This window comes from Pseudomonas sp. WS 5532 (assembly GCF_012985445.1).
Classification (GTDB): Bacteria; Pseudomonadota; Gammaproteobacteria; order Pseudomonadales; family Pseudomonadaceae; genus Aquipseudomonas; species Aquipseudomonas edaphica.
The window spans coordinates 409,342-434,533 of the sequence record NZ_JAAQWK010000002.1 but is presented as its reverse complement, the minus strand read 5'-3'; the positions used below and the strand labels follow the sequence as shown (position 1 = coordinate 434,533).

General features: G+C 61.0%; 22 protein-coding genes. 15 read left to right on the top strand and 7 right to left on the bottom strand.

All coding sequences use genetic code 11. The features are described 5' to 3' along the window. Positions 1-325 precede the first annotated feature (325 nt). From HBO23_RS05585 to HBO23_RS05570, 4 genes are all read left to right on the top strand, one after another. Positions 326-1,681, top strand: coding sequence for a pitrilysin family protein (locus HBO23_RS05585; protein WP_017139467.1), 1,356 nt, complete (start codon positions 326-328; stop codon positions 1,679-1,681). Then, positions 1,674-3,164: a pitrilysin family protein gene (locus HBO23_RS05580; RefSeq protein WP_170036798.1), complete on the top strand. Its 1,491-nt coding sequence runs from the start codon at positions 1,674-1,676 to the stop codon at positions 3,162-3,164. Before HBO23_RS05585 ends, HBO23_RS05580 begins: the two co-directional genes overlap by 8 nt. Continuing rightward, a complete protein-coding gene (gene rsmD, locus HBO23_RS05575) occupies positions 3,164-3,781 on the top strand; it encodes a 16S rRNA (guanine(966)-N(2))-methyltransferase RsmD (RefSeq protein WP_056857682.1) in 618 nt (205 codons plus the stop codon). The genes HBO23_RS05580 and rsmD overlap by 1 nt, the downstream gene beginning before the upstream one ends. A 182-nt stretch (positions 3,782-3,963) precedes the next feature. Next, on the top strand, positions 3,964-4,959 hold the full coding sequence (locus HBO23_RS05570) for a hydrolase (RefSeq protein WP_169987582.1): 996 nt from the start codon (positions 3,964-3,966) through the stop codon (positions 4,957-4,959). A gap of 92 nt (positions 4,960-5,051) precedes the next feature. Here HBO23_RS05570 and HBO23_RS05565 read toward each other — a convergent pair whose 3' ends face one another. Beyond that, on the bottom strand, positions 5,052-5,906 hold the full coding sequence (locus HBO23_RS05565) for a sulfurtransferase (RefSeq protein ID WP_138450773.1): 855 nt from the start codon (positions 5,904-5,906) through the stop codon (positions 5,052-5,054). Positions 5,907-5,939: 33 nt separating this feature from the next. Beyond that, positions 5,940-6,611: a TetR/AcrR family transcriptional regulator gene (locus HBO23_RS05560; RefSeq protein WP_017139471.1), complete on the bottom strand. Its 672-nt coding sequence runs from the start codon at positions 6,609-6,611 to the stop codon at positions 5,940-5,942. Between the two features lie 146 nt (positions 6,612-6,757). Here HBO23_RS05560 and HBO23_RS05555 point away from each other — a divergent pair, with 146 nt between their 5' ends. From HBO23_RS05555 to HBO23_RS05535, 5 genes are all read left to right on the top strand, one after another. Beyond that, a complete protein-coding gene (locus HBO23_RS05555) occupies positions 6,758-8,185 on the top strand; it encodes a coniferyl aldehyde dehydrogenase (protein WP_099550326.1) in 1,428 nt (475 codons plus the stop codon). 28 nt (positions 8,186-8,213) lie between these two features. Beyond that, positions 8,214-8,759 carry a hypothetical protein gene (locus HBO23_RS05550; RefSeq protein ID WP_017139473.1) on the top strand — a complete coding sequence of 182 codons (546 nt, stop codon included), beginning with the start codon at positions 8,214-8,216 and terminating at the stop codon, positions 8,757-8,759. A 147-nt stretch (positions 8,760-8,906) separates the two neighbouring features. Beyond that, positions 8,907-10,502 carry a GMC family oxidoreductase gene (locus HBO23_RS05545; RefSeq protein WP_017139474.1) on the top strand — a complete coding sequence of 532 codons (1,596 nt, stop codon included), beginning with the start codon at positions 8,907-8,909 and terminating at the stop codon, positions 10,500-10,502. 103 nt (positions 10,503-10,605) lie between these two features. Further along, positions 10,606-11,085 carry a pantetheine-phosphate adenylyltransferase gene (gene coaD / locus HBO23_RS05540; RefSeq protein ID WP_003176711.1) on the top strand — a complete coding sequence of 160 codons (480 nt, stop codon included), beginning with the start codon at positions 10,606-10,608 and terminating at the stop codon, positions 11,083-11,085. 226 nt (positions 11,086-11,311) lie between these two features. Further along, the gene (locus tag HBO23_RS05535) at positions 11,312-11,563 is read left to right on the top strand and encodes a YfhL family 4Fe-4S dicluster ferredoxin (protein ID WP_017139475.1); all 252 of its coding nucleotides are present in this window, start codon (positions 11,312-11,314) and stop codon (positions 11,561-11,563) included. 123 nt (positions 11,564-11,686) lie between these two features. Here the strand turns inward: HBO23_RS05535 and mutM are convergent, their stop codons facing one another. Together mutM and HBO23_RS05525 are read right to left on the bottom strand one after the other, a co-directional pair. Further along, on the bottom strand, positions 11,687-12,499 hold the full coding sequence (gene mutM, locus HBO23_RS05530) for a bifunctional DNA-formamidopyrimidine glycosylase/DNA-(apurinic or apyrimidinic site) lyase (RefSeq protein WP_099550323.1): 813 nt from the start codon (positions 12,497-12,499) through the stop codon (positions 11,687-11,689). A gap of 21 nt (positions 12,500-12,520) precedes the next feature. After that, positions 12,521-13,333 carry an HDOD domain-containing protein gene (locus HBO23_RS05525; protein WP_169987622.1) on the bottom strand — a complete coding sequence of 271 codons (813 nt, stop codon included), beginning with the start codon at positions 13,331-13,333 and terminating at the stop codon, positions 12,521-12,523. 285 nt (positions 13,334-13,618) lie between these two features. Here HBO23_RS05525 and HBO23_RS05520 point away from each other — a divergent pair, with 285 nt between their 5' ends. The 3 genes from HBO23_RS05520 (at position 13,619) to ilvD (ending at position 18,248) form a co-directional block, all read left to right on the top strand. After that, the gene (locus tag HBO23_RS05520; protein ID WP_003213799.1) at positions 13,619-14,815 is read left to right on the top strand and encodes a class I SAM-dependent rRNA methyltransferase; all 1,197 of its coding nucleotides are present in this window, start codon (positions 13,619-13,621) and stop codon (positions 14,813-14,815) included. A 202-nt stretch (positions 14,816-15,017) separates the two neighbouring features. Continuing rightward, the gene (locus HBO23_RS05515) at positions 15,018-16,178 is read left to right on the top strand and encodes an MFS transporter (RefSeq protein WP_170036796.1); all 1,161 of its coding nucleotides are present in this window, start codon (positions 15,018-15,020) and stop codon (positions 16,176-16,178) included. Between the two features lie 228 nt (positions 16,179-16,406). Beyond that, positions 16,407-18,248, top strand: coding sequence for a dihydroxy-acid dehydratase (gene ilvD / locus HBO23_RS05510; RefSeq protein WP_017139479.1), 1,842 nt, complete (start codon positions 16,407-16,409; stop codon positions 18,246-18,248). 177 nt (positions 18,249-18,425) lie between these two features. Here the strand turns inward: ilvD and HBO23_RS05505 are convergent, their stop codons facing one another. Continuing rightward, positions 18,426-19,484 carry a hypothetical protein gene (locus tag HBO23_RS05505; RefSeq protein ID WP_017139480.1) on the bottom strand — a complete coding sequence of 353 codons (1,059 nt, stop codon included), beginning with the start codon at positions 19,482-19,484 and terminating at the stop codon, positions 18,426-18,428. A 241-nt stretch (positions 19,485-19,725) separates the two neighbouring features. Between HBO23_RS05505 and HBO23_RS05500 the strand changes: the two genes are divergently transcribed. After that, positions 19,726-21,117 (top strand): L-cystine transporter, encoded by a 1,392-nt coding sequence (locus HBO23_RS05500; RefSeq protein ID WP_017139481.1) that lies wholly within the window; start codon positions 19,726-19,728, stop codon positions 21,115-21,117. A gap of 95 nt (positions 21,118-21,212) precedes the next feature. Here the strand turns inward: HBO23_RS05500 and HBO23_RS05495 are convergent, their stop codons facing one another. Then, entirely contained in the window at positions 21,213-21,725 is a 513-nt protein-coding gene (locus HBO23_RS05495) for a dihydrofolate reductase (RefSeq protein ID WP_017139482.1), read from the bottom strand. Between the two features lie 69 nt (positions 21,726-21,794). On the opposite strand from HBO23_RS05495, the gene HBO23_RS05490 reads away from it, so the two are divergent. Further along, a complete protein-coding gene (locus HBO23_RS05490) occupies positions 21,795-23,174 on the top strand; it encodes a DUF2868 domain-containing protein (protein ID WP_170036794.1) in 1,380 nt (459 codons plus the stop codon). Then, on the top strand, positions 23,167-24,549 hold the full coding sequence (locus tag HBO23_RS05485) for a DUF3482 domain-containing protein (protein ID WP_170036792.1): 1,383 nt from the start codon (positions 23,167-23,169) through the stop codon (positions 24,547-24,549). Before HBO23_RS05490 ends, HBO23_RS05485 begins: the two co-directional genes overlap by 8 nt. Here the strand turns inward: HBO23_RS05485 and HBO23_RS05480 are convergent. Beyond that, positions 24,536-25,090, bottom strand: coding sequence for a hypothetical protein (locus tag HBO23_RS05480; protein ID WP_170036790.1), 555 nt, complete (start codon positions 25,088-25,090; stop codon positions 24,536-24,538). The genes HBO23_RS05485 and HBO23_RS05480 overlap by 14 nt on opposite strands. Positions 25,091-25,192: the final 102 nt, after the last annotated feature.

Below are 25,192 nucleotides of genomic sequence, written 5' to 3'. Positions count from 1 at the left end.
CTCAAAGTAGCGATGCGCCAGGGCGCCTCGGTAAATAAATTCGATGCAGAACAGACTGCTTTAACGCTCGCTTGTTCATGCGCAACATTTTGTAAGGCGTAAATAAAGGCCTCAACAAATCGTTTCAATAAAGGACTGAAGCGACAAAATCGGCGAAAAGTAGAAGATCGTCGGGGAAACCCAGCGCCAATTCCTACATTCCTACGACTGAAACCGGGACAAGATGACTGCCACAGTGGCCCTGTCCAAACCGGATCAGTATCCTAGCACCTCCTCGCCCGCCGACGCTAAGACCAAGCGGGTAGCCCAACAGGTTAAAACACGAATGATTGCTCTAGCCCGCCGCGCCGCAGGCCTGCTGCTCAGCACAGTTTGTCTGCCTCTTTCAGCCTTGGCTGCCGACCCACAACCCACCCATGAATTCACCCTCGATAACGGCCTTAAAGTGGTCGTGCGCGAAGACCATCGCGCGCCGGTGGTGGTTTCCCAGGTCTGGTACAAGGTCGGTTCGAGCTACGAAACCCCGGGCCAGACCGGTTTGTCCCATGCCCTGGAACACATGATGTTCAAGGGCAGCGCCAAAGTCGGTCCCGGCGAAGCCTCGCTGATCCTGCGTGACCTGGGCGCTGAAGAAAACGCCTTCACCAGCGATGACTACACCGCGTATTACCAGGTACTGGCGCGTGACCGCCTGGGCGTCGCTTTCGAGCTGGAAGCCGACCGCATGGCCAGCCTGCGCCTGCCGGCCGATGAGTTCAGCCGCGAAATCGAGGTGATCAAGGAAGAACGCCGCCTGCGCACCGACGACAACCCGATGTCCAAGGCCTACGAGCGCTTCAAGGCGATGGCCTACCCGGCCAGCGGCTATCACACGCCGACCATCGGCTGGATGGCCGACCTTGAGCGCATGAAGGTTGAAGAACTGCGCCACTGGTACCAGTCCTGGTATGTGCCGAACAACGCCACGCTGGTGGTGGTCGGCGACGTGACGCCGGACGAGGTCAAGAAACTCGCCGAACGTTACTTCGGCCCAATCCCCAAGCGTGATGTGCCACCCGCCAAGATCCCGCTGGAACTGGCCGAACCTGGCGAGCGCTTGCTGACCCTGCACGTGCAGACCCAACTGCCGAGCGTGATCCTCGGTTTCAACGTGCCGGGCCTGGCGACTGCCGAAGACAAGCGCTCGGTGCAAGCCCTGCGCCTGCTCTCGGCCCTGCTCGATGGCGGCTACAGCGCGCGTATCTCGGAACAGCTGGAGCGCGGTGAAGAACTGGTCTCCGGCGCGTCCACCAGCTACGACGCCTATACCCGTGGTGACAGCCTGTTCACATTGAGCGCCACGCCGAATCAGCAGAAGAAAAAGACCATTGCCCAGGCCGAAGCCGGCCTGTGGCGCCTGCTGGACGAGTTGAAAGCCAAGCCGCCGACCACCGAAGAACTGGAGCGTATCCGCGCCCAAGTAATTGCCGGCGTGGTTTACCAACGTGATTCCATCACCAGCCAGGCCACGGCCATCGGCTCGCTGGAAACCGTTGGCCTGTCCTGGAAACTCATGGACACCGAGCTTGCCGACCTGCAAAGCGTGACCCCGGAAGATATCCAGAAAGCCGCGCGCACCTACTTCACCCGCGAACGTTTGAGCGTCGCCCATGTTTTGCCCGAGGAGACCGCTCATGAGTAATCGCAAAAGCAGCCGCCTGATCTTCCCCGGCCTGGTCGTCGTCACCCTGATCGCCGCCAGCGCCGTGTACTTCCTGCGCCCGAGTGAATCGGTGGCCAGCCAGGCGCTGGACAAGGCGCAATCGGCCAACAAACTGCAATCTTTGGCAGAACTGGACGGCAAGGCGCCGACCAACCGCAAGCTCGACGTGCAAACCTGGACCACCGCCGAGGGCGCCAAGGTGCTGTTCGTCGAAGCCCACGAACTGCCAATGTTCGACATGCGCATCCTGTTCGCCGCCGGCAGCAGCCAGGACGGCAATACCCCAGGCGTTGCGTTGCTGACCAACGCCATGCTCAACGAAGGCATACCGGGCAAGGATGTCAGCCAGATCGCCAGCGGCTTTGAAGGCCTGGGTGCCGACTTCGGCAACGGCGCTTATCGCGACATGGCGTTGGTGTCCCTGCGCAGCCTGAGCGACAGCGACAAGCGCGACGCGGCCCTGACGCTGTTTGACCAAGTGATCGGCAAGCCGACTTTCCCGGCCGACTCCCTGGCGCGCATCAAGAACCAGATTCTGGCCGGTTTTGAGTACCAGAAACAGAACCCAGGCAAGCTGGCCAGCCTTGAGTTGTTCAAGCGGTTGTACGGCGACCACCCTTACGCGCACTCGAGCGAAGGCTCGCCTGAGAGCATTCCGGCGATTACCCTGGCGCAGTTGCAGGCGTTCCACGCCAAAGCATATGCAGCGGGCAATGCGGTGATTGCCGTGGTGGGCGATCTGACTCGCGCCGACGCTGAGGCCATGACGGCCAAGGTCTCCGCATCGCTGCCCAAAGGCCCGGCCCTGGCCAAGATCGCCCAGCCGACCGAGCCGAAAGCTGGCCTGAGCCATATCGAGTTCCCGTCCAAGCAAACCCATTTACTGTTCGCGCAACTGGGCATCGACCGCGCCGACCCGGACTACGCCGCCTTGTCCCTGGGCAACCAGATCCTCGGCGGTGGTGGTTTCGGCACCCGCTTGATGAGCGAAGTGCGTGAGAAGCGCGGCCTGACCTACGGCGTTTACTCCGGTTTCTCGCCGATGCAGGTACGTGGTCCGTTCATGATCAACCTGCAGACCCGCGCCGAAATGAGCGGCGGCACCCTGCGCCTGGTTGAAGACGTGCTGGCCGACTACCTCAAGACCGGCCCGACGCAAAAGGAACTGGACGACGCCAAGCGTGAGCTGGCCGGTAGCTTCCCGCTGTCTACCGCAAGCAACGCCGATATCGTCGGGCAGCTGGGCGCCATGGGTTTCTATAACCTGCCGCTGAGCTATCTTGAGGATTTCATGAAACAATCCCAGGCCCTGACCGTAGAGCAGGTCAAGGCTGCAATGAATAAACACTTGAGCGCCGACAAGATGGTCATCGTGACCGCCGGCCCGACGATTGCGCAAAAGCCACTACCGCCCCCCACTGATAAACCCGCCGAGCAGCCGCTCGGGGTTCCGGAGCATTAATGGCCAGTTCATCTCGCCCGAAAAAACCTGTCCACAACGTGCATAACGGTGTGGGCCAACTGCGCATCATTGGCGGTGAATGGGGCAGCCGCAAGCTGAGTTTCCCTGACGTCGTGGGCCTGCGCCCAACGCCGGATCGCGTGCGTGAAACCCTGTTCAACTGGCTCGCGCCGTATATCGGCGGCGCCAAGGTACTGGACCCGTTCGCCGGCAGCGGCGCGCTGTTCCTCGAAGCGCTGTCCCGTGGCGCCGCCCAGGGCCAGGCGCTGGATGCCAGCAATGTGGCGGTGTCCAGCCTCAAGGAACACCTGGGCACACTGCGCTGCACCACCGGCCAGGTGCAGACAGCCGATGCGCTGCGCTACCTGGAAACCCAGGCGGCCAGCGAATACGACGTGGTGTTCCTCGACCCGCCGTTCAACCAGAACCTGTTGCCGACGGTGTGTGCGCTGCTGGAAGAGCGCCAGTGGCTGGCACCCGATGCGTGGATCTACACTGAAAGCGAGACCGCGCCGTCTACCCTCGGCCTGCCGGGCAGCTGGCGCCTGCACCGGGAGCAGAAGTCCGGTCGCGTGTATTACGCGTTGTGGCATCGGTTGGTTGAAAGCGCCGCTTAACCTTAGGTAAATGTTGTAGTGAGCGGGCTTTTCTGCGAAGCAGCCCCTTTTAAAGGCACCGCGATCCTACAAATAGAATGCGGCGACTTTACTGGGGCCGCTTCGCAGCCCAACGCAGGGCAAGCCTGCTCGCCACAACAAGCTCGCATGCCACAGTAAGCTCGCTTGCTACCGAGAGTTTCATGATCCCGTCCTCTGAGCTGTTCAAACCCGCCTTCGGCCTCGGCAACCCCCACTTGCAAACCCTGTGGGGCCCGCTGTGGCGCCCTACCACCCATATCGAACGCCAACGCGAACGCCTGTGGCTGGACGACGGCGACTTTCTCGACCTCGACTGGCATGGGCCCCATGACGCGCAAGCGCCATTGGTGCTGGTGCTGCACGGGCTGACCGGCTCGTCCAACTCGCCTTATGTGGCCGGGCTGCAAAAAGCCCTCGCAGCTCAAGGCTGGGCCAGCGCCGCCTTGAATTGGCGTGGGTGCTCGGGCGAGCCAAACCTGTTGGCACGCAGCTATCACTCCGGTGCCAGTGAAGACCTGGCGGCGGCGATTGCACATCTGCATGCCAAACGACCCTTGGCGCCGCTGTATGCGGTGGGTTATTCGTTGGGCGCAAATGTGCTGCTCAAGCACCTGGGCGAAACCGGCGAGACGTCCGGGCTGCAAGGCGCAGCGGCGGTGTCGGTGCCGTTTCGACTGGACCAGTGCGCTGACCGTATCGGGCTGGGCTTTTCGCGGGTGTACCAGAAGCACTTCATGCGCGAGATGTTGGCGTATATCCGCGTCAAGCAAAGCCGCTTTGTGAAAGATGGCCGGGCCGAAGGGCTGAAAACCCTGGAAGCCCTGGGCTCATTGGAGAAAATGCGCACGTTCTGGGACTTCGACGGCCGGGTGACCGCACCGTTGCACGGGTTCCTCAGTGCCGAGGACTATTATCGTCGCGCCTCGAGCCGTTACTACTTGGGCGAAATCCGCACGCCAACCCTGATTATCCAGGCCGCCGATGACCCGTTCGTGTTTGCTCACAGCCTGCCCGAGGCCAGTGAACTGTCGGATTGCACCGAGTTTGAGTTGTTGGCCAAGGGTGGGCATGTGGGGTTTGTGGATGGGACGTTGAAACGCCCCAGTTACTACCTGGAGCGCCGTATTCCGCAGTGGTTACTGACACAACACAGTTAAAAAATGTGGGAGCTGGTTTGTGTGGGAGCTGGCTTGCCTGCTCCCACACAAACCAGTTACCACAGTTTTATTGGGTTTACATGGCTATTCAATCAGTCGCCGGTTGCAATCTGCCGCGTGGGGTCGGTAATCCACTCACTCCACGACCCCGCATACAACTTGCCCAACGGGTAACCGGCCAAACTCAAGGCAAACAAGTTGTGGCACGCCGTCACGCCCGAACCGCAGTACGCCACCAGTTCATCCGGTGACCGGCCCTGCAACTGTGCGGCGAAGCGCTGCTTGAGCTGATCGGCCGGTAGAAAGCGGCCATCACTGCCCAGGTTTTCGGTGAACGCTGCACATTGCGCACCGGGAATGTGCCCGGCAATCGGATCAATCGGCTCTACCTCGCCGCGAAAACGCACCGCTGCACGGGCGTCGATCAAGGTGAGGCCCGGCTCACCCAGGCGTTTTTGCAAATGCTCGGCGTCCAGCAGCAGGCGGTTGTCCGGCTTACCGGCAAACGCTCCCGGCTCCACCACCGGTGCATCGAGGCTCAACGGGAAACCGGCGGCGTGCCAGGCCTTGAGGCCACCGTCCAGGATAAACACCCCGTCGCGCTTACCCAGCCAGGCCAGCAACCACCAGGCGCGGGCGGCATAGGCGCCAGGGCCGTCGTCGTACAGGACGATGTCGGTGTTGGCATGGATGCCCCAGGCCCGCAGTTGCGCAACCAAAGTGTCCGCCGCCGGTAACGGGTGGCGGCCGGTCACGCCTTTGGTCACCGGCCCACTGAGATGACGCTCCAAGTCGGCATATTGCGCGCCTTCGATATGCCCTTCGGCATAGCTGCACAGCCCGTAGTCCGGGTCTTCGAGGGCAAAACGACAATCCAGGATCACCAGCCCCGCGGCCTTTTGGCGTTCGGCCAATTGCTGGGGGCTGATCAGTTGGGCAAGCGACATGACGGGCTCCTGTGAACAGATTCGGGAAAGGTCCTACTTCACTTCTTCCAGTGCCTGGTTCAACGGCACGTAAAACTCTTTGAACAAGGCATCCACCGCCTCTTTCGCCTGGGGCGTGACAAACCCCGCCTCCAGCACCAGCACCTGATACACACCGCGCTTGATCGCTTCGGCGCTCAAGTGCGCGGAGTTCTCATTGGTGGTGCACAGGAACCGCACCCACGAGGTGAGGATGATCCAGGCATTAAGGGTCAGTGCCTCGGTTTGCACCGGGTCCATACTGAGGATGCCAGCGTCGACAAACCCTTGGTAAATGGCCCCGCCCTGGATCAGGCAGCGCTGGGAAAACCGCCGGTAGCCGGTGGCCAGTTCCGGGTCGCTTTCCAGCAGGTGTTCGAGGTCTCGGTGCAGGAAACGGTAGCGCCACATGCCGGCCAGCACGGCCTGCAGGTAAAAGCGCTTGTCTTCGACAGTCACCGCACGGCCCTGTGGCGGGCGCAGGAAACTGTCCACCAGCGCTTCGTACTCACGAAACAGCACGGCGATGATCGCCTGCTTGTTGGGGAAGTGGTAGTACAGGTTGCCCGGGGAAATTTCCATATGGGCGGCGATATGGTTGGTACTGACGCTGCGCTCACCCTGCTGGTTAAAAAGCTCCAGGCTGGTTTGCACAATGCGCTCGCTGGTCTTTACTCGTGGTGCCATAGGGGATCAGCTTCTGAACACGGGATGGGGCATCTTACGGCCTATCCTTGTCAGGATAAATCCGCATGTTGCTGCAATGACATTTGACAATTTAGAGCAATAACTCTAAAAATCCAGGCAGACCTATAACAATCGGGAACTGCGCCATGTCTGCCAACGTTGCCTACCTGCAAGATTCCCAGGCGCTGGATCAACTCCAGGACCTGTTCGACGCCCAACGTCGCGCCTATGCGGCCAACCCGATGCCGCCAGCTGCACAGCGCCAGCAGTGGCTAAAGGCTTTACGCGACGTGCTCAGCGACGAACGCCAGGCGCTGATCACCGCGATCAGCCAGGACTTCAGCCACCGCAGCGCAGACGAAACCCTGTTCGCCGAGTTGATGCCCAGCCTGCATGGCATTCACTACGCCAGCAAACACCTCAAAGGCTGGATGAAACCTTCCCGGCGTGCGGTAGGCATTGCCTTCCAACCAGCGTCAGCCAAAGTCATCTACCAGCCGCTGGGTGTGGTCGGGGTGATTGTCCCCTGGAACTACCCGTTGTACCTGGCCATTGGGCCGCTGGTCGGGGCTTTGGCGGCGGGAAACCGGGTGATGCTCAAACTCAGCGAATCCACGCCCGCCACGGGCGAACTGCTGAAGGCGCTGCTGGCCAAAATCTTCCCCGAAGACCTGGTGTGCGTGGTGCTGGGCGAGGCCGAAGTGGGCATGGCATTTTCCAAATTGCGCTTCGATCACCTGCTGTTCACCGGCGCCACCAGCATCGGCAAACACGTGATGCGCGCAGCGGCCGAGCACCTGACACCGGTTACCCTGGAGCTCGGTGGCAAGTCGCCAGCCATTGTTTCCGCGGACGTGCCACTCAAAGACGCCGCCGAGCGCATTGCCTTCGGTAAATGCCTGAATGCCGGGCAAACCTGCGTGGCACCGGATTACGTGTTGGTGCCGGAAGACCGCGTTGAAGGTTTCGTCGAGGCCTACAGCAACGCCGTTCGCGGGTTTTATCCGACCCTGGCCGACAACCCGGACTACACCGCCATCATCAATGAGCGGCAACAGGCCCGGCTCAATGCCTACGTCAAAGACGCCACCGACAAGGGCGCCACCCTGATACCGCTGTATGACCAGGGCCAGGCACGGCGTATGGCCCATAGCCTGTTGCTGAATGTCAGCGACGAGATGACGGTGATGCAGGACGAAATCTTCGGCCCGGTGCTGCCGATCGTGCCTTATCGCGGCCTCGACCAAGCGTTTGCCTACATCAACCAGCGCCCTCGCCCACTGGCCCTGTATTACTTCGGCTACAACAAGGGCGAACAGAACCGCGTGCTCCACGAAACCCATTCCGGCGGTGTTTGCCTCAACGACACGCTGCTGCATGTGGCCCAGGACGATATGCCCTTTGGCGGCATCGGCCCGTCGGGCATGGGCCATTACCACGGCCATGAAGGCTTCCTCACGTTCAGCAAGGCCAAAGGGGTGCTGGTCAAACAGCGCCTGAACGCGGCGAAACTGATCTACCCGCCTTACGGCAAAGCCATCCAGAAGTTGATCCAGAAGCTGTTTATCCGCTGATTCCGCCACCCTCGGGATAACAATAACAATGAACCCTAGCCTGACTGAAACACCCGCGCTGTCACGGCGCGGCGTTCTGAAAATCGGCCTGTGCGCCAGCGCATTCCTGGCCACCGCCGGCTTGGGGGCCAGCCTCAGCGGCTGCTCCAGCAGCACCCCGGCCAGTGGCTTTGCCATGCTGCGCAGCAGCGACTTGCCGTTTTTGCGCGCAATCATCCCGGTGTTGCTCGAAGGCGCGGCCAGCGCCCAGGACGTGGTCGCCGGTATCGAAGACACCCTGAAAAAACTCGACTACAGCCTGCAAAACCTGTCGCCGGAGATGTTCAAGCTCACCCAGCAACTGTTCGACGTGCTGAGCATGGGCATCACCCGTGGCCCGTTGACCGGCATTTGGGGCAGTTGGGAAAACGCCAGCAGCGATCAGATCCGCAACTTCCTGCACCGCTGGGAGAACAGCTACCTGAACCTGCTGCGCATGGGCCAGGGCTCGCTGCTCAAGCTGGTGATCATGGCCTGGTACTTCCGGCCACAATCCTGGGCGCATTGCGGCTACCCCGGCCCACCGAAGATCTAGCCCTGGCAACCCAATCAAACATGTGGGAGCTGGCTCGCCTGCGATAGCGGTGTATCAGCCAGAAATGAAAGGCAGGCAGACCGCCATCGCAGGCAAGCCAGCTCCCACACTGAATGCAACTTCGTATAAAAATAAGAGTGCACTTCTATGCCCGTACCCGATCTGTTCCGCGATGGCCTGGCCCGTGGCTGGAAAACCCACAATGGCGCCGCCCTCAGCAATGACCTGACCCTGGAAGCCGATGTGGCCATTATCGGCAGTGGCGCGGGTGGCGGCACCACTGCCGAGATCCTCAGTGCTGCGGGCTACAAAGTGCTGCTGATCGAAGAAGGCCCGCTCAAGACCAGCAGCGACTTCAAGCTGCTCGAAGACGAAGCCTACGCCAGCCTCTACCAGGAAGGCATCGGCCGCATGAGCAAGGACGGCGCGATTACTATCCTGCAGGGCCGTGCCGTCGGTGGCACCACGCTGATCAACTGGACCTCGAGCTTTCGCACACCCGATGCCACCCTCGCCCACTGGGCCAGTGAATATGCAGTCAAGGGCCACAGCAGCGCAGAAATGGCGCCGTGGTTCGAAAAAATGGAACAGCGCCTGGGCATCGCCCCTTGGGCCATTCCACCGAATGCCAACAATGATGTGATCCGCAAAGGCTGCGAAAAGCTCGGCTATAGCTGGCACGTGATCCCGCGCAACGTGCGCGGCTGCTTCAACCTGGGTTACTGCGGCATGGGGTGCCCGGTCAACGCCAAGCAATCGATGTTGGTGACCACCATTCCCTCCACCCTGGAAAAGGGCGGCGAACTGCTCTACCTCGCCCGCGCCGAACACCTGAAATACAGCGGCGACACCATCAGCAGCCTTGAATGCGTGGCCATGGATGAGCGTTGCGTGGCGCCTACCGGGCGCAAGATCACGGTCAAGGCCAAGCATTACGTGCTCGCGGGTGGTGGCATCAACAGCCCGGCGCTGTTGATGCGCTCGGACGCGCCCGACCCGCATTCGCGGCTGGGCAAGCGTACCTTCCTGCACCTGGTGAATTTCTCCGCGGGGCAGTTCGACGAGGTGATCAATCCGTTCTATGGCGCTCCGCAGTCGATCTATTCCGACCACTTCCAGTGGCAGGACGGCACCACCGGCAAGATGTCTTACAAATTGGAGGCGCCGCCGCTGCATCCAGGCCTGGCCAGCACCCTGTTCGGAGGCTATGGCACCGGGAATGCGCTGGACATGAGTCAGTTGCCCCACACCCACGCCATGCTCGCCCTGCTGCGCGACGGCTTTCACCCCGACAGCCCCGGCGGCACGGTGGAATTACGTGGCGACGGCACACCGGTGCTCGACTATCAGGTCTCGGACTACGCCTGGGACGGCCTGCGCCGTGCGTTTCATACCATGGCCGAGATTCAGTTCGCGGCGGGCGCCAAGTCGGTCAAGCCGCTGCATCATGATGCACGCTACGTAAATACCCTGGCCGAAGCACGCAGCCTGATCGACGGGCTGAGCCTGGAACTGCACCGCACCACGCTGGGCAGCGCCCATGTGATGGGCGGTTGCGCCATGGGCGAGGACCCGAAAAACGCGGTGGCCGACAGCCTCGGCCGTCATCATCAATTGCGTAACCTGTCGATCCACGACGGCTCGCTGTTCCCCACCAGCATTGGCGCCAACCCACAATTATCGGTGTACGGGTTGACCGCGCAACTGGCGACAGCATTGGCCGAACGTCTGAAAACAGCATGAAAAAACCGGGTATTCACGGTATCTATCTACATAAGTCGACTTGGCCCACCGGGAATGCTGCGATACCATCCGGTTCCCCAACGGACTCCGCCAGGACGACGCGATGAACCGAGTGTTGTACCCAGGTACCTTCGACCCGATTACCAAAGGCCATGGCGATCTGGTCGAACGTGCGTCTCGCTTGTTCGACCATGTGATCATCGCGGTCGCCGCCAGCCCCAAGAAAAACCCACTGTTCCCCTTGGAACAGCGCGTAGAGCTGGCGCGTGAGGTCACCAAGCACCTGCCCAACGTGGAAGTGGTGGGCTTTTCGACGTTGCTGGCGCACTTTGCCAAAGAGCAGAACGCCAATGTGTTCCTGCGTGGCCTGCGCGCTGTGTCGGACTTCGAATACGAATTCCAGCTGGCCAACATGAACCGCCAACTGGCGCCGGACGTGGAAAGCCTGTTTCTTACGCCGTCGGAACGTTACTCGTTCATTTCCTCGACGTTGGTGCGTGAAATTGCCGCTTTGGGCGGAGATATCACCAAGTTCGTGCATCCGGCCGTAGCCGATGCGCTGACCCTGCGCTTCAAGAAGTAAGGCTCTTTGTGGCGAGGGAGCTTGCTCCCGCTGGACTGCGCAGCAGTCCCAATCGTTTCCAGCACAGCGGGGCCGCTGCGCGGCCCTACGGGAGCAAGCTCCCTCGCCACAGAGACAGCGACCGATATTCGGGCTTGCCACACGCTCGCACTGCGGGCGCCAATGCGGCACAATTGCACGCATTAGTTTTCAGATGCCCTGGCTGACAGCCCTGGCAGGAGTTTCCATGTCCCTGATCATCACCGACGATTGCATCAACTGCGACGTCTGCGAACCCGAGTGCCCGAACGCTGCGATTTCCCAGGGCGAAGAGATCTACGTGATCGACCCCAACCTGTGCACCCAGTGCGTCGGTCACTACGACGAGCCTCAGTGCCAGCAAGTGTGCCCGGTGGATTGCATTCCGCTGGATGAAGCCCATCCGGAAACGGAAGAGCAGTTGATGGCCAAGTACCGGTTGATTACCGGCAAGGCCTGAAGTTATTTATTGCCTGTAAAGGCCTCATCGCAGGCAAGCCAGCTCCCACATTTAGAGTGGTGAATACATCCAAATGTGGGAGCTGGCTTGCCTGCGATGGCGACATCAGCCATCACCCGACACTCAGCTCTGGCACTTGGGGCAAAACACACTCGCCCGCTGCCCCAGCACCACATTGCGCAACTCGCTCCCGCAGACCTTGCACGCCTCACCGCCCCGGCCGTAGACGTACAGCTCCTGCTGGAAATACCCCGGTTGCCCATCACCGCCGATAAAGTCCCGCAACGTGGTGCCACCACGCTCGATAGCTGCCGCCAGCACGCGCTTGATCTCGATCGCCAGCTTCAAATAACGCCCGCGCGAGATACCACCCGCAGCCCGGCGCGGATCTATCCCTGCCGCAAACAAAGCTTCGGTCGCGTAGATATTGCCCACGCCCACCACCACCGCGTTGTCCATGATGAACGGCTTCACCGCTATCGACTTGCCACGCGACAGCTGGAACAGACGCTCGCCATCAAACAGGTCGGTCAACGGCTCCGGCCCCAGGCGCAGCAACAGTTCGTGGTTGTGCGGGTCCTGGCTCCAGAGCATCGCGCCAAAACGCCGCGGGTCGGTATAGCGCAGCGCCAGGCCCGACTCCAGCTCAATGTCCACATGCTCATGCTTGAGCGCTGGCAAGCCGACTTCCACCAGGCGCAAATTGCCCGACATACCCAAATGGCTGATCAACGTGCCCACTTCGGCATTGATCAACAGGTACTTAGCCCGCCGCTCCACCAGCACGATGCGCTGCCCGGACAGGCGCACATCCAGGTCTTCCGGGATCGGCCAGCGCAGGCGCCGTTCACGCACCACCACACGGCTGACGCGTTGGCCTTCCAAATGCGGCGCAATCCCGCGCCGGGTGGTTTCGACTTCGGGTAACTCGGGCATGTGTACCTCTTGATTAAAGGGTCAGTGCGCGCCCAGTTCGCGGATCGATAGCTTCAGGCTTTCAAAGTCGTAGTCCGACAGGCCCACGTAATCCAGCACCAGATGCCCGATGGCATCCCACTCATGGTCCGCCGATTGGTTGCCCAGCACGCGGTGGGACGAGCAGATGTGCTCGGCCATCTTGAGGATCGCCAACAGGTTTTTAAGTTGCGGGTTGCGCGACGACTCATCGCTGAAAATCGCCAGGGCGTTGTGGTGGTTGGCGATGGCGTCGGTCACATGCTCCGGCAGGCGCCAGGATTTGGCGGTGTAGTAACCCACCACGGCATGGTTGGTGTTGAACGCGTTGTTCTCGGTGTCGACCACCCGGCAATCCGGGCCGGCATTGGCGTAAGCCTGCTCCAGCACCGCCATGTAATTGGGGAAGCGCTTGAGCATCAGCGGCACGCCGCAGTCGTGGAACAGGCCCAAGGCATAGGCCTCGTCGACCGTTTGCGAGCCGGTGCGCTTGGCCAGGGTCAGGCAGGTCATGGCCACGTCCTGGGCGGTGTCCCAGAAGCGGTTGAGGGTGACGATGGTGTCGTCGCTCATCTCGCCCTTGATCGACTGCGCGTTGATCAGGTTGATGATCGAGCGGCTGCCCAGCAGGTTCACCGCGCGCTGGATCGAGGCGATCTTGTTGCTCAGGCCGTAATACGGCGAGTTGACGATCTTCAGCAGCGCACCAGACAGGCCTGGATCCTGGGAGATCAGCCGCGCGATCACTTCCAGGTCCGGGTCGGGCATGTATTGCTCCATCTGCAAATCCACCATGATTTGCGGTTGAGGCGGCACGCTGATGCCTTGCAGGGCCTGCTGGATCTGCTCGGCGGAAAGCTCTGGGGACATAAATACACACTCTGGACTAGGCGCGAATTCTAACCTCTATGGGAACCTGACCGACACCTCAAAAACCGGATTGAATGTGGGCTCTGGGCTTGTGTGGGAGCTGGCTTGCCTGCGATTGCATCACCACCGTACGTCAGATACACCGAATCGCCTGCATCGCAGGCAAGCCAGCTCCCACATGAATAACGGCGCAACAGGGTATACTCCCGCTCTTTTTTCCGGAGCGACGTCATGTCCCTGCCTAGCCTGCGTCTCAAAGCCAACGCCGATCGTCGTTTGCGCAACGGCCACCTGTGGGTCTACAGCAACGAAATCGATGTGGCCGCCACACCTCTTCACGGCTTCCAGGCAGGCGACCAGGCTATCCTGGAAGCGGCTGGCGGCAAGACCCTGGGCATCGTGGCCATGAGCCCGAACAACCTGATCTGCGCCCGCCTGCTGTCACGCGACATCAAGTTGCCGCTGGACAAATCGCTGCTGGTGCACCGCATCAACGTCGCCCTGTCCCTGCGTGATCGCCTGTTCGACAAGCCGTTCTACCGCCTGGTCTACGGTGATTCCGACCTGTTGCCGGGCCTGGTCGTCGACCGTTTCGGTGACATCCTTGTAGTACAAATCGCCTCGGCGACCATGGAAGCGCACAAAGAAGACGTGATCGCTGCCCTGACCCAAGTGCTCAAGCCAAGCGGCATCCTGTTCAAGAACGACTCCGCCGCGCGTGACGCCGAAGGCCTCAACCGCTACGTCGAAACCGTGTTCGGCCTGGTGCCGGAGTGGGTGGCGCTGGAAGAAAACGGCGTGAAATTCGAAGCCCCGGTGATCCAGGGCCAGAAAACCGGCTGGTTCTACGACCACCGCATGAACCGCGCCCGCCTGGCCCCGTACGCCAAAGGCAAACGCGTACTCGACCTGTACAGCTACATTGGCGGCTGGGGCGTGCAAGCTGCAGCGTTCGGCGCCAGTGAAGTGTTCTGCGTCGACGCCTCCGCCTTCGCCCTCGACGGCGTAGAGCGCAACGCCGCACTGAACGGTGTTGCCGAGAAAATGACCTGCATCGAAGGCGACGTATTCGAAGCCCTCAAAGAGCTGAAAGCCAGCGAAGAACGTTTCGACGTGATCGTCGCCGACCCACCGGCCTTCATCAAACGCAAAAAAGACATGAAAAACGGCGAAGGCGCCTACCGCCGCCTGAACGAGCAAGCCATGCGCCTGCTCAGCAAGGACGGCATTCTGGTCAGCGCATCGTGCTCCATGCACCTGCCGGAAGACGACCTGCAGAACATCCTGCTGACCAGCGCCCGTCACCTGGACCGCAACATCCAGATGCTCGAACGCGGCGGCCAGGGCCCGGATCACCCGGTGCACCCGGCGATTGCCGAAACGCGCTACATCAAGAGCATTACCTGCCGGTTGTTGCCTAATAGCTAAGTAACACGCAGATCAAATGTGGGAGCTGGCTTGCCTGCGATAGCGGTGGACCTGTTGACGAGTTTGTTGACTGACACTCAGCCATCGCGGGCAAGCCCGCTCCCACATTTTCCGACACAAACCGTCCTTCAACGGTTTTGATTGAATTCCACATTTCGCAGACTAGTATCGGTTTCTGGAATTACTCCGGAAAACAAAAACAATGTCTGGGCCCTACCTCTCCCGCTTCATCCTCATCACCTGCATTTCCCTGATCAGTTTCTTCCCGATTAACATTCTGCTGCCCTCTTTTCCTGCGCTGGCTGCCAGGTTCGACACACCTACCGCAGAAATCGCACTGTCGATCAGTCTGTTCACGCTGGTGTTTTCAATTTCCCAATTGATTGCAGGCCCGCTGTCGGATAAATGGGGCCGCAAGGAAGTGCTGAGCGGCTGCATTACGCTGTCGATCCTCGGCGCGATGGGTTGCGCGTTCGCGTCCGACTACCTGACCTTCCTGCTGTTTCGCTGCGTGCAGGCCATGGGCTGCGTTTTTTTCGTACTGGGCCATGCGCTGGTCGAAGACCTGTTCGAAGAACAGGACCGCGCCCGCGTACGCCTGTATTACATGACCCTTAGCGGTTCGTTTGTGGCGCTCTCGCCGCTGATCGGCTCCTGGCTGCAAACCACCTTCGACTGGCAAGGCAGCTTCTACGGCTTTGCGCTAATGGCACTGGGCATGTTGATCCATGCGCTCTGCATCCTGCCGTCCAAGGCCGCCAGCCCGCACCGCGCGCCGGTATCAATCATCGGTACGCTCAGAGCCGTCGCTGGCAACCGCGACTTCCTGCGCTACTGGTGGATCGCCGCGCTGGTGTTCGCCTGCTATTTCGCCTTGATCAGCGTGACGCCGCTGATTTTCATGGATGCGTTGAAACTGTCCGAATACCAATACGCACTGGTGTTGATGGTGTACGGCGTGGCCTACCTGCTCGGTGGCGTCGCGGCATCGTACTTGCAGAAGCGCATCTCGCTGTCCCGGCAAATCAATATCGGGCTGGGATTGCTGCTGGTGGCCGGCATTTTGTTAACGCTGATTATCAGCGTTGAGGCCATCACCCCCCTGACTCTGCTGATCCCGATGCTGATCAGTGCCCTGGCCGTCACCCTTGTGCGGCCTGCCGCGATTTCGGCGGCGATGCTGCTGTTTTCCAGCAGCGCGGGCACGGCGGCGTCGGCGGGCAACAGCATCATGTTCCTGACCGCGGCCATCAGCAGCGCCGCCCTCGCGCAGACCGGCAACCATTTGCTGATGACCATCGCCGTAAGCTTCATCGTTTTCAGCCTGTGGGGTTGGGTGGCGAATGCACGTGTGGGTCGCTAGCAAGCGCCCTCGCCACAGACGGTCATTCCCTCCAGCCGCCAGCGGTGTAGAATCGGCCTTATTCATCGCCAGTCATCCCCCGGCGGGTTTATGAGCTCGAGGCCCAGGCACGCGGCGATCCCGCGACGCGAGTGGCAACGTTTGGACACACGGCCATTTTCTGAGTGCTCCATACGTCAATAGAAGCTCACTTCCCTTTAGTACTTGATTAGCCGCCCGGAGTGCTCCATGCCAGATTACCGCTCGAAAACATCCACCCACGGCCGCAATATGGCCGGCGCGCGCGCACTGTGGCGTGCCACGGGGATGAAAGATGACGACTTCAAGAAGCCGATCATCGCGATTGCCAACTCCTTTACCCAGTTCGTACCGGGCCACGTCCACCTCAAGGACCTGGGCCAGCTGGTCGCCCGCGAGATCGAACGCGCCGGTGGCGTCGCCAAGGAATTCAACACCATCGCCGTGGATGACGGCATCGCCATGGGCCATGACGGCATGCTGTATTCGCTGCCGAGCCGCGAGATCATTGCCGACTCCGTGGAATACATGGTCAACGCCCACTGCGCCGACGCCATCGTCTGCATCTCGAACTGCGACAAGATCACCCCCGGCATGCTGATGGCCGCCCTGCGCCTGAACATCCCGGTGATCTTCGTCTCCGGCGGCCCGATGGAAGCCGGCAAGACCAAGCTCGCCTCCCACGGCCTCGACCTGGTCGACGCCATGGTCATCGCCGCCGATTCCAGCGCTTCTGACGAGAAGGTCGCGGAATACGAACGCAGCGCCTGCCCGACCTGCGGTTCGTGCTCCGGCATGTTCACCGCCAACTCGATGAACTGCCTGGTCGAAGCCCTGGGCCTGGCCTTGCCGGGCAACGGTTCCACCCTGGCCACCCACAGCGACCGCGAACAGCTGTTCCTGCAGGCTGGCCGCACCATCGTCGAGCTGTGCAAGCGTTACTACACCGAGAACGATGAGTCGGTGTTGCCGCGCAATATCGCCAACTTCAAGGCGTTCGAGAACGCCATGACCCTGGACATCGCCATGGGCGGTTCCACCAACACCATCCTGCACTTGCTGGCCGCAGCGCAAGAAGCCGAGATCGACTTCGACCTGCGCGACATCGACCGCCTGTCCCGTCATGTGCCGCAACTGTGCAAAGTCGCGCCGAATATCCAGAAGTACCACATGGAAGACGTGCACCGCGCCGGCGGGATCTTCTCGATTCTTGGCTCGCTGGCCCGTGGCGGACTGTTGCACACCGACCTGCCGACTGTGCACAGCAAATCCCTGGCCGAAGGCATCGCCAAGTGGGACATCACCCAGACTGACGACGAAGCGGTGCATCACTTCTTCAAGGCTGGCCCGGCGGGTATCCCGACCCAGACCGCGTTCAGCCAGTCGACCCGTTGGGAAACCCTGGATGACGACCGTGAAAACGGCTGCATCCGCAGTGTCGAGCACGCCTACTCGCAAGAAGGCGGCCTGGCCGTGCTGTACGGCAACATCGCGCTGGACGGCTGCGTGGTGAAAACCGCCGGTGTGGATGAATCCATCCACGTGTTCGAAGGCCGCGCCAAGATCTACGAAAGCCAGGACAGCTCGGTACGCGGCATCCTCGCCGACGAAGTGAAAGAAGGCGACATCGTGATCATCCGCTACGAAGGCCCGAAAGGCGGCCCGGGTATGCAGGAGATGCTCTACCCGACGTCTTACCTGAAATCCAAAGGCCTGGGCAAAGCTTGCGCCTTGCTGACCGACGGCCGCTTTTCTGGCGGCACCTCGGGCCTCTCGATCGGCCACGCTTCGCCAGAAGCCGCTGCCGGTGGCGCGATTGGTCTGGTGCAGGACGGCGACAAGGTGCTGATCGACATTCCGAACCGCTCGATCAACCTGTTGATCAGCGACGAAGAACTGGCGGCACGCCGGGTTGAGCAGGACAAGAAAGGCTGGAAACCGGTGGAGAAGCGTCCGCGCAAAGTCACCACCGCGTTGAAGGCTTACGCCCTGCTGGCCACCAGTGCCGACAAAGGTGCTGTGCGTAACAAGGCGATGCTCGACGGCCTGTAAGCCCCGCGCATAAAAAAGCCCCGCCACGTGCGGGGCATTTTTTTGCCTGAATAAAACTCCCCAGACAACAGAGATCAACTGTGGGAGCTGGCTTGCCTGCGATGGCGGCGTGTCAGCTTGCCTCTCTGAGCCTGACCGATCGCTATCGCAGGCAAGCCAGCTCCCACACTGACCGCGTTACTGGATTTCGTCCGGCTTGACGATCACCCAGTTCTTGTCCGCCGTCACCGGCAAGCCTTCCTTGGCCTGAGCAGCCGCGTGCTTGGCCATCATGCCGTTGAGCTGGGTCATGTATTTGTCCTTGCGGTTGATCCACAAGTGAATGCCACCCTTGGCCACGTCCACATCGTGGAATAGCATGTAACCGTCGCTGGTCGGTGTGTCACCGCCGACGATCACCGGTTTTTTCCACTCGTCGATGTAGGTCAGGATCGCTGCGTGCTTGCCGGCCATCCAGGTTGCCGGGGTCCATAAGTACGGCGTCAGTTCCAGGCCGAGGTTGGCCTTCTCGTCATATTTGCCCGCAGTGATCTGCTTACGCGCAGTGGTCAGTTCGCCGGTCTTGCGATCCTTGAGCAAGGTGCTCACGCCGATGACGTTCTCGGGTTTGACGTTGTAGCCGTACTTCGGATCGGCGGCGACCATACGCACCAACTCCTCGGAGGCGGCGGTCATCACATACACCTCGATGCCGTTTTCCATCAGCTTGTTGTACAGCTCAGCCTGGCCGGTGAAGACTTTCGGCGGCTGCACCTCAGACTTCTTCACCACATCGCCTTCAAAGTAGGTGACCGGCACCGGCTTGCCGGAAGCCATCAGCTCGTCCACCTGGACCTTGAGTTCCTTGAGGGTGAAGCCCGAGAAAATCTGCGCAACCCATGGGTAGCAGACCATGTCGTCGACTTCGCAAAGGCGGTAGTAGTAGCTGAACAGGCTTTCCTTGTGGTCGGCGGTGTCCTTGAACGGCATCAGCTTCAGCGATGGGTCCATGCTCTCGCGGGTGATCAGGCCCTTGTTTTCCATGTAGGGCAGCAAGGACTCTTCGAGGTCGTAGCGGTAACTGGTGTTGTCCATGTCGAACACCGCGAAGTTACCCTTGTTGGCGTTGGCGGCGATCATCTTGTTCAGTTGCTCGGCGGCCGGCGCCGGCCAGTGTTTCAACTCTGTGGCGGCAAATGCCTGGCTGACGAGGCCGAGGCAGAAGGCGGCGGCAAGTAGTTTTGGCGCGAGCTTCATAAGCGTTTTCTCCCTGAGTGAAAGACACCGACGCTAACAAATCTGTATGACAGTTATCGCCCGAGCACGACCGCTTGCGTCGTGATAACGCCAAGGGCATGTGCCTGAGCGCCAAATGCTTATTCCAAAAACGACAGTCGCCATTCCATATTGGTATTAAATCAATATATTTCAAACTGTTAGGCTTCCCGGTTCGCAATCGCAGGCTCACGCGATTGGCTGCCTTCTCAACGGAGCTTCAATGAATCTGCCCCTGATTCTCAACTTACTGGTGTTCGTGGCCCTGTTGCTGGGCCTGGCACAAACCCGTCGCACGAACTGGAGCCTCGCCAAGAAGGTGCTGTTTGCCCTCGTATTGGGCGTGGTGTTCGGCACGGTGTTGCACACCATTTATGGCGACGGCAACCCGGTGCTGAAGGCCTCGATCAGTTGGTTTGATCTGGTCGGCAATGGCTACGTGCAACTGCTGCAAATGATCGTGATCCCGCTGGTGTTCGCCTCGATCCTCAGTGCCGTGGCGCGCCTGCATAACGCCTCGTCCCTGGGCAAGATCAGCTTTTTGACCATCGGCACGCTGCTGTTCACCACCGCGATTGCGGCGCTGATCGGTATCGGCCTGACCAATCTGTTCGGCTTGACCGCCGAAGGTCTGGTGGCGGGCACCCAGGAGATGGCACGCCTGCAAGTGATCCAGAGTGATTACGCAGGCAAGGTGGCCGACCTGAATATCCCGCAGTTGCTGCTGTCGTTCGTACCGGCCAACCCGTTTGCCGACCTGGCCCGCGCCAAGCCGACGTCGATCATCAGCGTGGTGATTTTCGCTGCATTCCTGGGGGTTGCCGCGCTGCAACTGCTCAAGGATGACGTGGAAAAAGGCCAGAAAGTGCTCAACGCCATCGACACCCTGCAAGCCTGGGTCATGCGCCTGGTGCGCCTGGTGATGAAGCTGACGCCCTACGGCGTGCTGGCGCTGATGACCAAGGTAGTCGCCGGCTCCAACCTGCAAGACATCATCAAGCTCGGCAGTTTTGTAGTGGTGTCTTATCTGGCTCTGGGGCTGATGTTTGTGGTTCACGGCCTATTGCTGTCGCTGGCCGGGATCAACCCGCTGCGGTTCTTCCGCAAGGTGTGGCCGGTACTGACGTTTGCCTTCACCAGTCGTTCCAGTGCGGCAGCCATTCCGCTGAGCATTGAAGCGCAGACCCGCCGTCTGGGGATCCCGCAGTCCATCGCCGGGTTTGCCGCCTCGTTTGGCGCGACGATCGGCCAGAACGGTTGCGCCGGTCTCTACCCAGCCATGCTGGCGGTGATGGTTGCACCGACCGTGGGCATCAACCCGCTGGACCCGCTGTGGATCGCGACGCTGGTGGCGATTGTGACCTTGAGTTCGGCCGGTGTGGCAGGCGTGGGCGGTGGTGCGACCTTTGCCGCGCTGATCGTGCTGCCGGCGATGGGCTTGCCGGTGTCACTGGTAGCACTGCTGATTTCCGTGGAGCCGCTGATCGACATGGGCCGCACGGCGTTGAACGTGAATGGTTCGATGACGGCCGGGGCGATTACCAGCCAGATCATGGGGCAGACGGATAAAGCGCTGCTGGATGCTGATGAGCATGCTGAATTAGCGCAGGTCTGATAGACCGCTATCGCAGGTAAGCCAGCTCCCACACTTGAATCGGTTTCCTCAGGAGAAATCGGTCAACTGTGGGAGCTGGCTTGCCTGCGATGCTTTTAAGCTTTTTCCCAGACTTCGAAGTTGTAGGCAGGCTTATCGCCTTCAGCCAGGTTCTCGACGTTCGACACCAACTTCCACTGGTTCAAATCAAACGCCGGAAACCATGCATCGCCTTCCGGGCTCAACGCCACCCGCGTCAAATACAGGCGATCCGCCTGCGCCAGCCCCTGCGCATACAGCTGCGCACCGCCGATCAGCATCAGCTCATCCACGCCCTGTTCCAGCGCCCAGGCTTCAGCCCGCTCAACCGCCGCGTCCAGTGACGGAAAAACTTCCGCACCTTCCAGCGCCAAGCCGGTCTGACGGCTGACCACAATGTTCAAGCGCCCCGGCAACGGTCGGCCCAGGGAATCCCAGGTCTTGCGCCCCATGATGATCGGCTTGCCGAGCGTGGTGGCCTTGAAATATTTAAAATCCCCCGGCAAATGCCAGGGCATGCTGTTGTCGACGCCGATCACCCGGTTTTCACCAAGGGCTGCGATCAGGCTTAAAGGGAGAGTTTTTTTCATGCCGACGAGAATACCAGAGCCACGAGTCTGCGGTTATGCTCCAAGCTCACTTGCTCAACAGGACGGCGCGTGACTGCTCTGAACCCGCTGCATACACTTTGGCTGACCGAAACCGTGCGCCTGCGCGAAGAACACGCAGGCCCCTTGGAAGACCTGGAAGCCAACCGCCTGGCGCGCACGGCCGGTGGCGACCTGGCGACGCGCATCCAACAGCGCGCCCTGCACCTGGCCGAGCGCGATGGGCTGACCGCCGCCCTCACCCGCTGGCTGCAAGGCGCTCGTTTGGCGTTGGTGCTGCTGGCGGTGGTCGCGGTTATCAGTGGCGCCGGGCTGGCCTTTGCCGCCTTGGGCAACGGCCTGACGCCGGTGAACGTGTTCTGGGCCTTGGGCAGCCTGCTCGGCTTGAACCTGATCCTGTTAATCAGCTGGGCCTTGGGCTTGCTGTTTGCCGGTGAACACAGCGCCAGCCTCGGGCGGCTGTGGTTGTGGCTCAGCGAAAAACTTGCCCGGGATGCCAAAGCCGCGCAATTGGCGCCAGCCTTGTTGCTGTTGTTGCAGCGCCAGAAACTCAACCGTTGGGCCGTGGGTGTGCTGGTCAACAGCCTGTGGTTGTTGGCATTGCTCAGCGCCTTGGTGATTCTGCTGACACTGCTGGCCACGCGGCGCTACGGTTTTGTGTGGGAAACCACCATCCTCGGCGCCGATACTTTTGTCGCCGTCACCCAAGCCCTCGGCAGCCTGCCCGCCTTGCTGGGTTTTAATGTGCCGACGGTGGAGATGATCCGCGCCAGCGGCGACTCGGCCCTGAATATCGAAAGCGCCCGCCAGGCCTGGGCCGCGTGGCTGGTAGGCGTGCTGCTGGTTTACGGCCTGCTGCCCCGATTGCTCCTCGCGCTGCTGTGCCTGTGGCGCTGGAAACGCGGCCGCGCGGCATTGCGCCTGGACCTCAACCTGCCCGGCTACAGCCAATTACGCGAACGCCTGATGCCGAGCAGCGAGCGACTTGGCGTGAATGACGCCGCGCCCGAGCAGTTGCATCACGTCACAGGCGGCATCAGCGAACTGGAAAGCCACGGCGCCCTGCTGGTGGCCATCGAACTCGACGATCAGCACCCGTGGCCGCCCAAGCTGCCAAGCAGCGTCAAGAATGCTGGCATCCTCGACAGCCGCGAATCGCGCAACAAACTGCTGGAACAACTCACGCGCTTCCCGCCCGCACGCCTGGCCATCGCCTGTGACCCGCGCCGCTCGCCGGATCGTGGCAGCCTGGCGTTGATCGCCGAGCTGGCCCGCAGCGCCACTGCCACCCGCGTATGGCTGTTGCAGGCGCCACCCGGCCAGGCGCTGGACGCCGAGCGCTTGGGCGACTGGCACGCCGCGCTGCAACAGCTGGAGCTGCCGTTCGCCGACTGTGCGCCGCTGAACTGGCTGGAGACCGGTCATGACTAAACCGCTGAAGCTCGCCGTGGTCGGCCACACCAACGTCGGCAAAACCTCGCTGCTGCGCACGTTGACCCGTGATGTGGGCTTTGGCGAAGTCTCCCATCGCCCCAGCACCACCCGTCATGTGGAAGGCGCGCGTTTGTCGGTCGATGGCGAAGCCTTGCTGGAGCTGTACGACACGCCCGGCCTGGAAGATGCCATCGCGTTGCTTGATTACCTGGAACGCCTGGACCGACCCGGCGAACGCCTCGATGGCCCGGCTCGCCTGGCGCGGTTCCTGGAAGGCAGCGAAGCCCGCCAGCGTTTTGAACAGGAGGCCAAAGTGCTGCGGCAACTGCTGGCCTCGGACGCCGGTTTGTACGTGATCGACGCCCGCGAACCAGTGCTGGCCAAGTACCGCGACGAGCTGCAAGTGCTGGCCAGTTGCGGCAAGCCATTGCTGCCGGTGCTCAACTTCGTCAGCAGCAACGACCACCGCGAGCCGGACTGGCGCGAAGCCCTGGCCCGCCTCGGCCTGCATGCGCTGGTGCGTTTCGACAGCGTGGCGCCGCCGGAAGACGGCGAACGCCGCTTGTATGAAAGCCTGGCACTGCTGCTGGAAAACTCACGGCCGCAATTGGAACGCCTGATCCTCGATCAGCAAGCCCAACGCCAGGCCCGTCAGCAAAGCGCTGCGCGCTTGATCGCCGAATTATTGATCGACTGCGCCGCATGCCGGCGCAGTGTGGTCACCGAAGATGAGCAGCAAGCCATCGCAGATTTGCGCAAAGCCGTGCGCCAGCGCGAACAGAAATGCGTAGAGGCGTTGCTCAAGCTATTCGGTTTTCGACCACAGGACGCCGCGGCCAGCGACCTGCCCTTGCTGGATGGCCGCTGGGGCGATGACCTGTTCAACCCCGAAACCCTCAAACAACTCGGCGTTCGGGTCGGCGGCGGGATCGCCGCAGGCGCGGCAGCCGGTGCGGGTGTGGACCTGCTGGTCGGCGGTCTCACCCTCGGCGCCGCCGCCCTCGCCGGTGCCATTGCCGGTGGCGCACTGCAAACTGCACGCAGTTACGGCAGCCGCCTGCTGGGCAAGCTCAAGGGCCAGCGCGAGCTGACCGTCGACGACAGCGTGCTGCGCCTGCTCGCCCTGCGCCAACGTCAATTGCTCAAGGCCCTGAACCTGCGCGGCCATGCGGCGATGCACAGCATCAAGGTCGACTCGCCGCAGGACAAAACCTGGCGTGAAGGCAAGTTGCCGGATGCGCTGTATAAGGCGCGCGCCCATCCGCAATGGTCGTCGCTCAACCCTCACGCCAAGCTGAGCCAAGCCGAGCGCCAAGAGCAGGTCGAAGTCTTGGCGACCAAACTCAATGAGGCTGAGGTTAAGCCGTCTTGATGGGTTGTGTATGCCAGTCGAATGCGAGGAAAGCGTTGCACAAGACCTTAATCGCAAGTTTGTCGCGGTGGTCAGCAACAACATCCCGATCCAAGTCACTGTTGGTAAATGACTCCAGAACCCCATCACTGTCGCCGTCATAACCAGCCGCGCTGTACACCAGCGCGCGTTTACCCTGTAGTGAACAGCACTGGTAAAAATTCAGCTTGATCGCATTGGGCACACCATCTTTCGCCCAGTGACTGACGTGCATCGTCAAGTAACGCCGCCAGGTATCGCCGGGGTTAAACCAGCCTTGCTTCAAAAAGGTATCGACAAAGGCCTTGAGCAACACTTTGTCTTCCGCTGATTTATAGCCATCAGCGTTGATATCGCCGGGTAGCAGGATATCGGCAGCACCGTCAGCCGTAATATCCACGGCCACGGCTTCATGCACCAGCTCGTCAGGGTCGTTGTCGGCCCGCTGAAAAAACTGCAACACCGCCATGTCGGGTTTGCCATTACCGCTTCTGTCCTGAGCGGTGGCTTTCAAGTAACGCATCACAGACTCTCGCTTCATACTGGACATCCCTCGTCGTCAGTAAACCAATTGAACTTCAAAACCGTATCGGCGAGCACTTGCACCAAGCCCTTGTCGACGTCA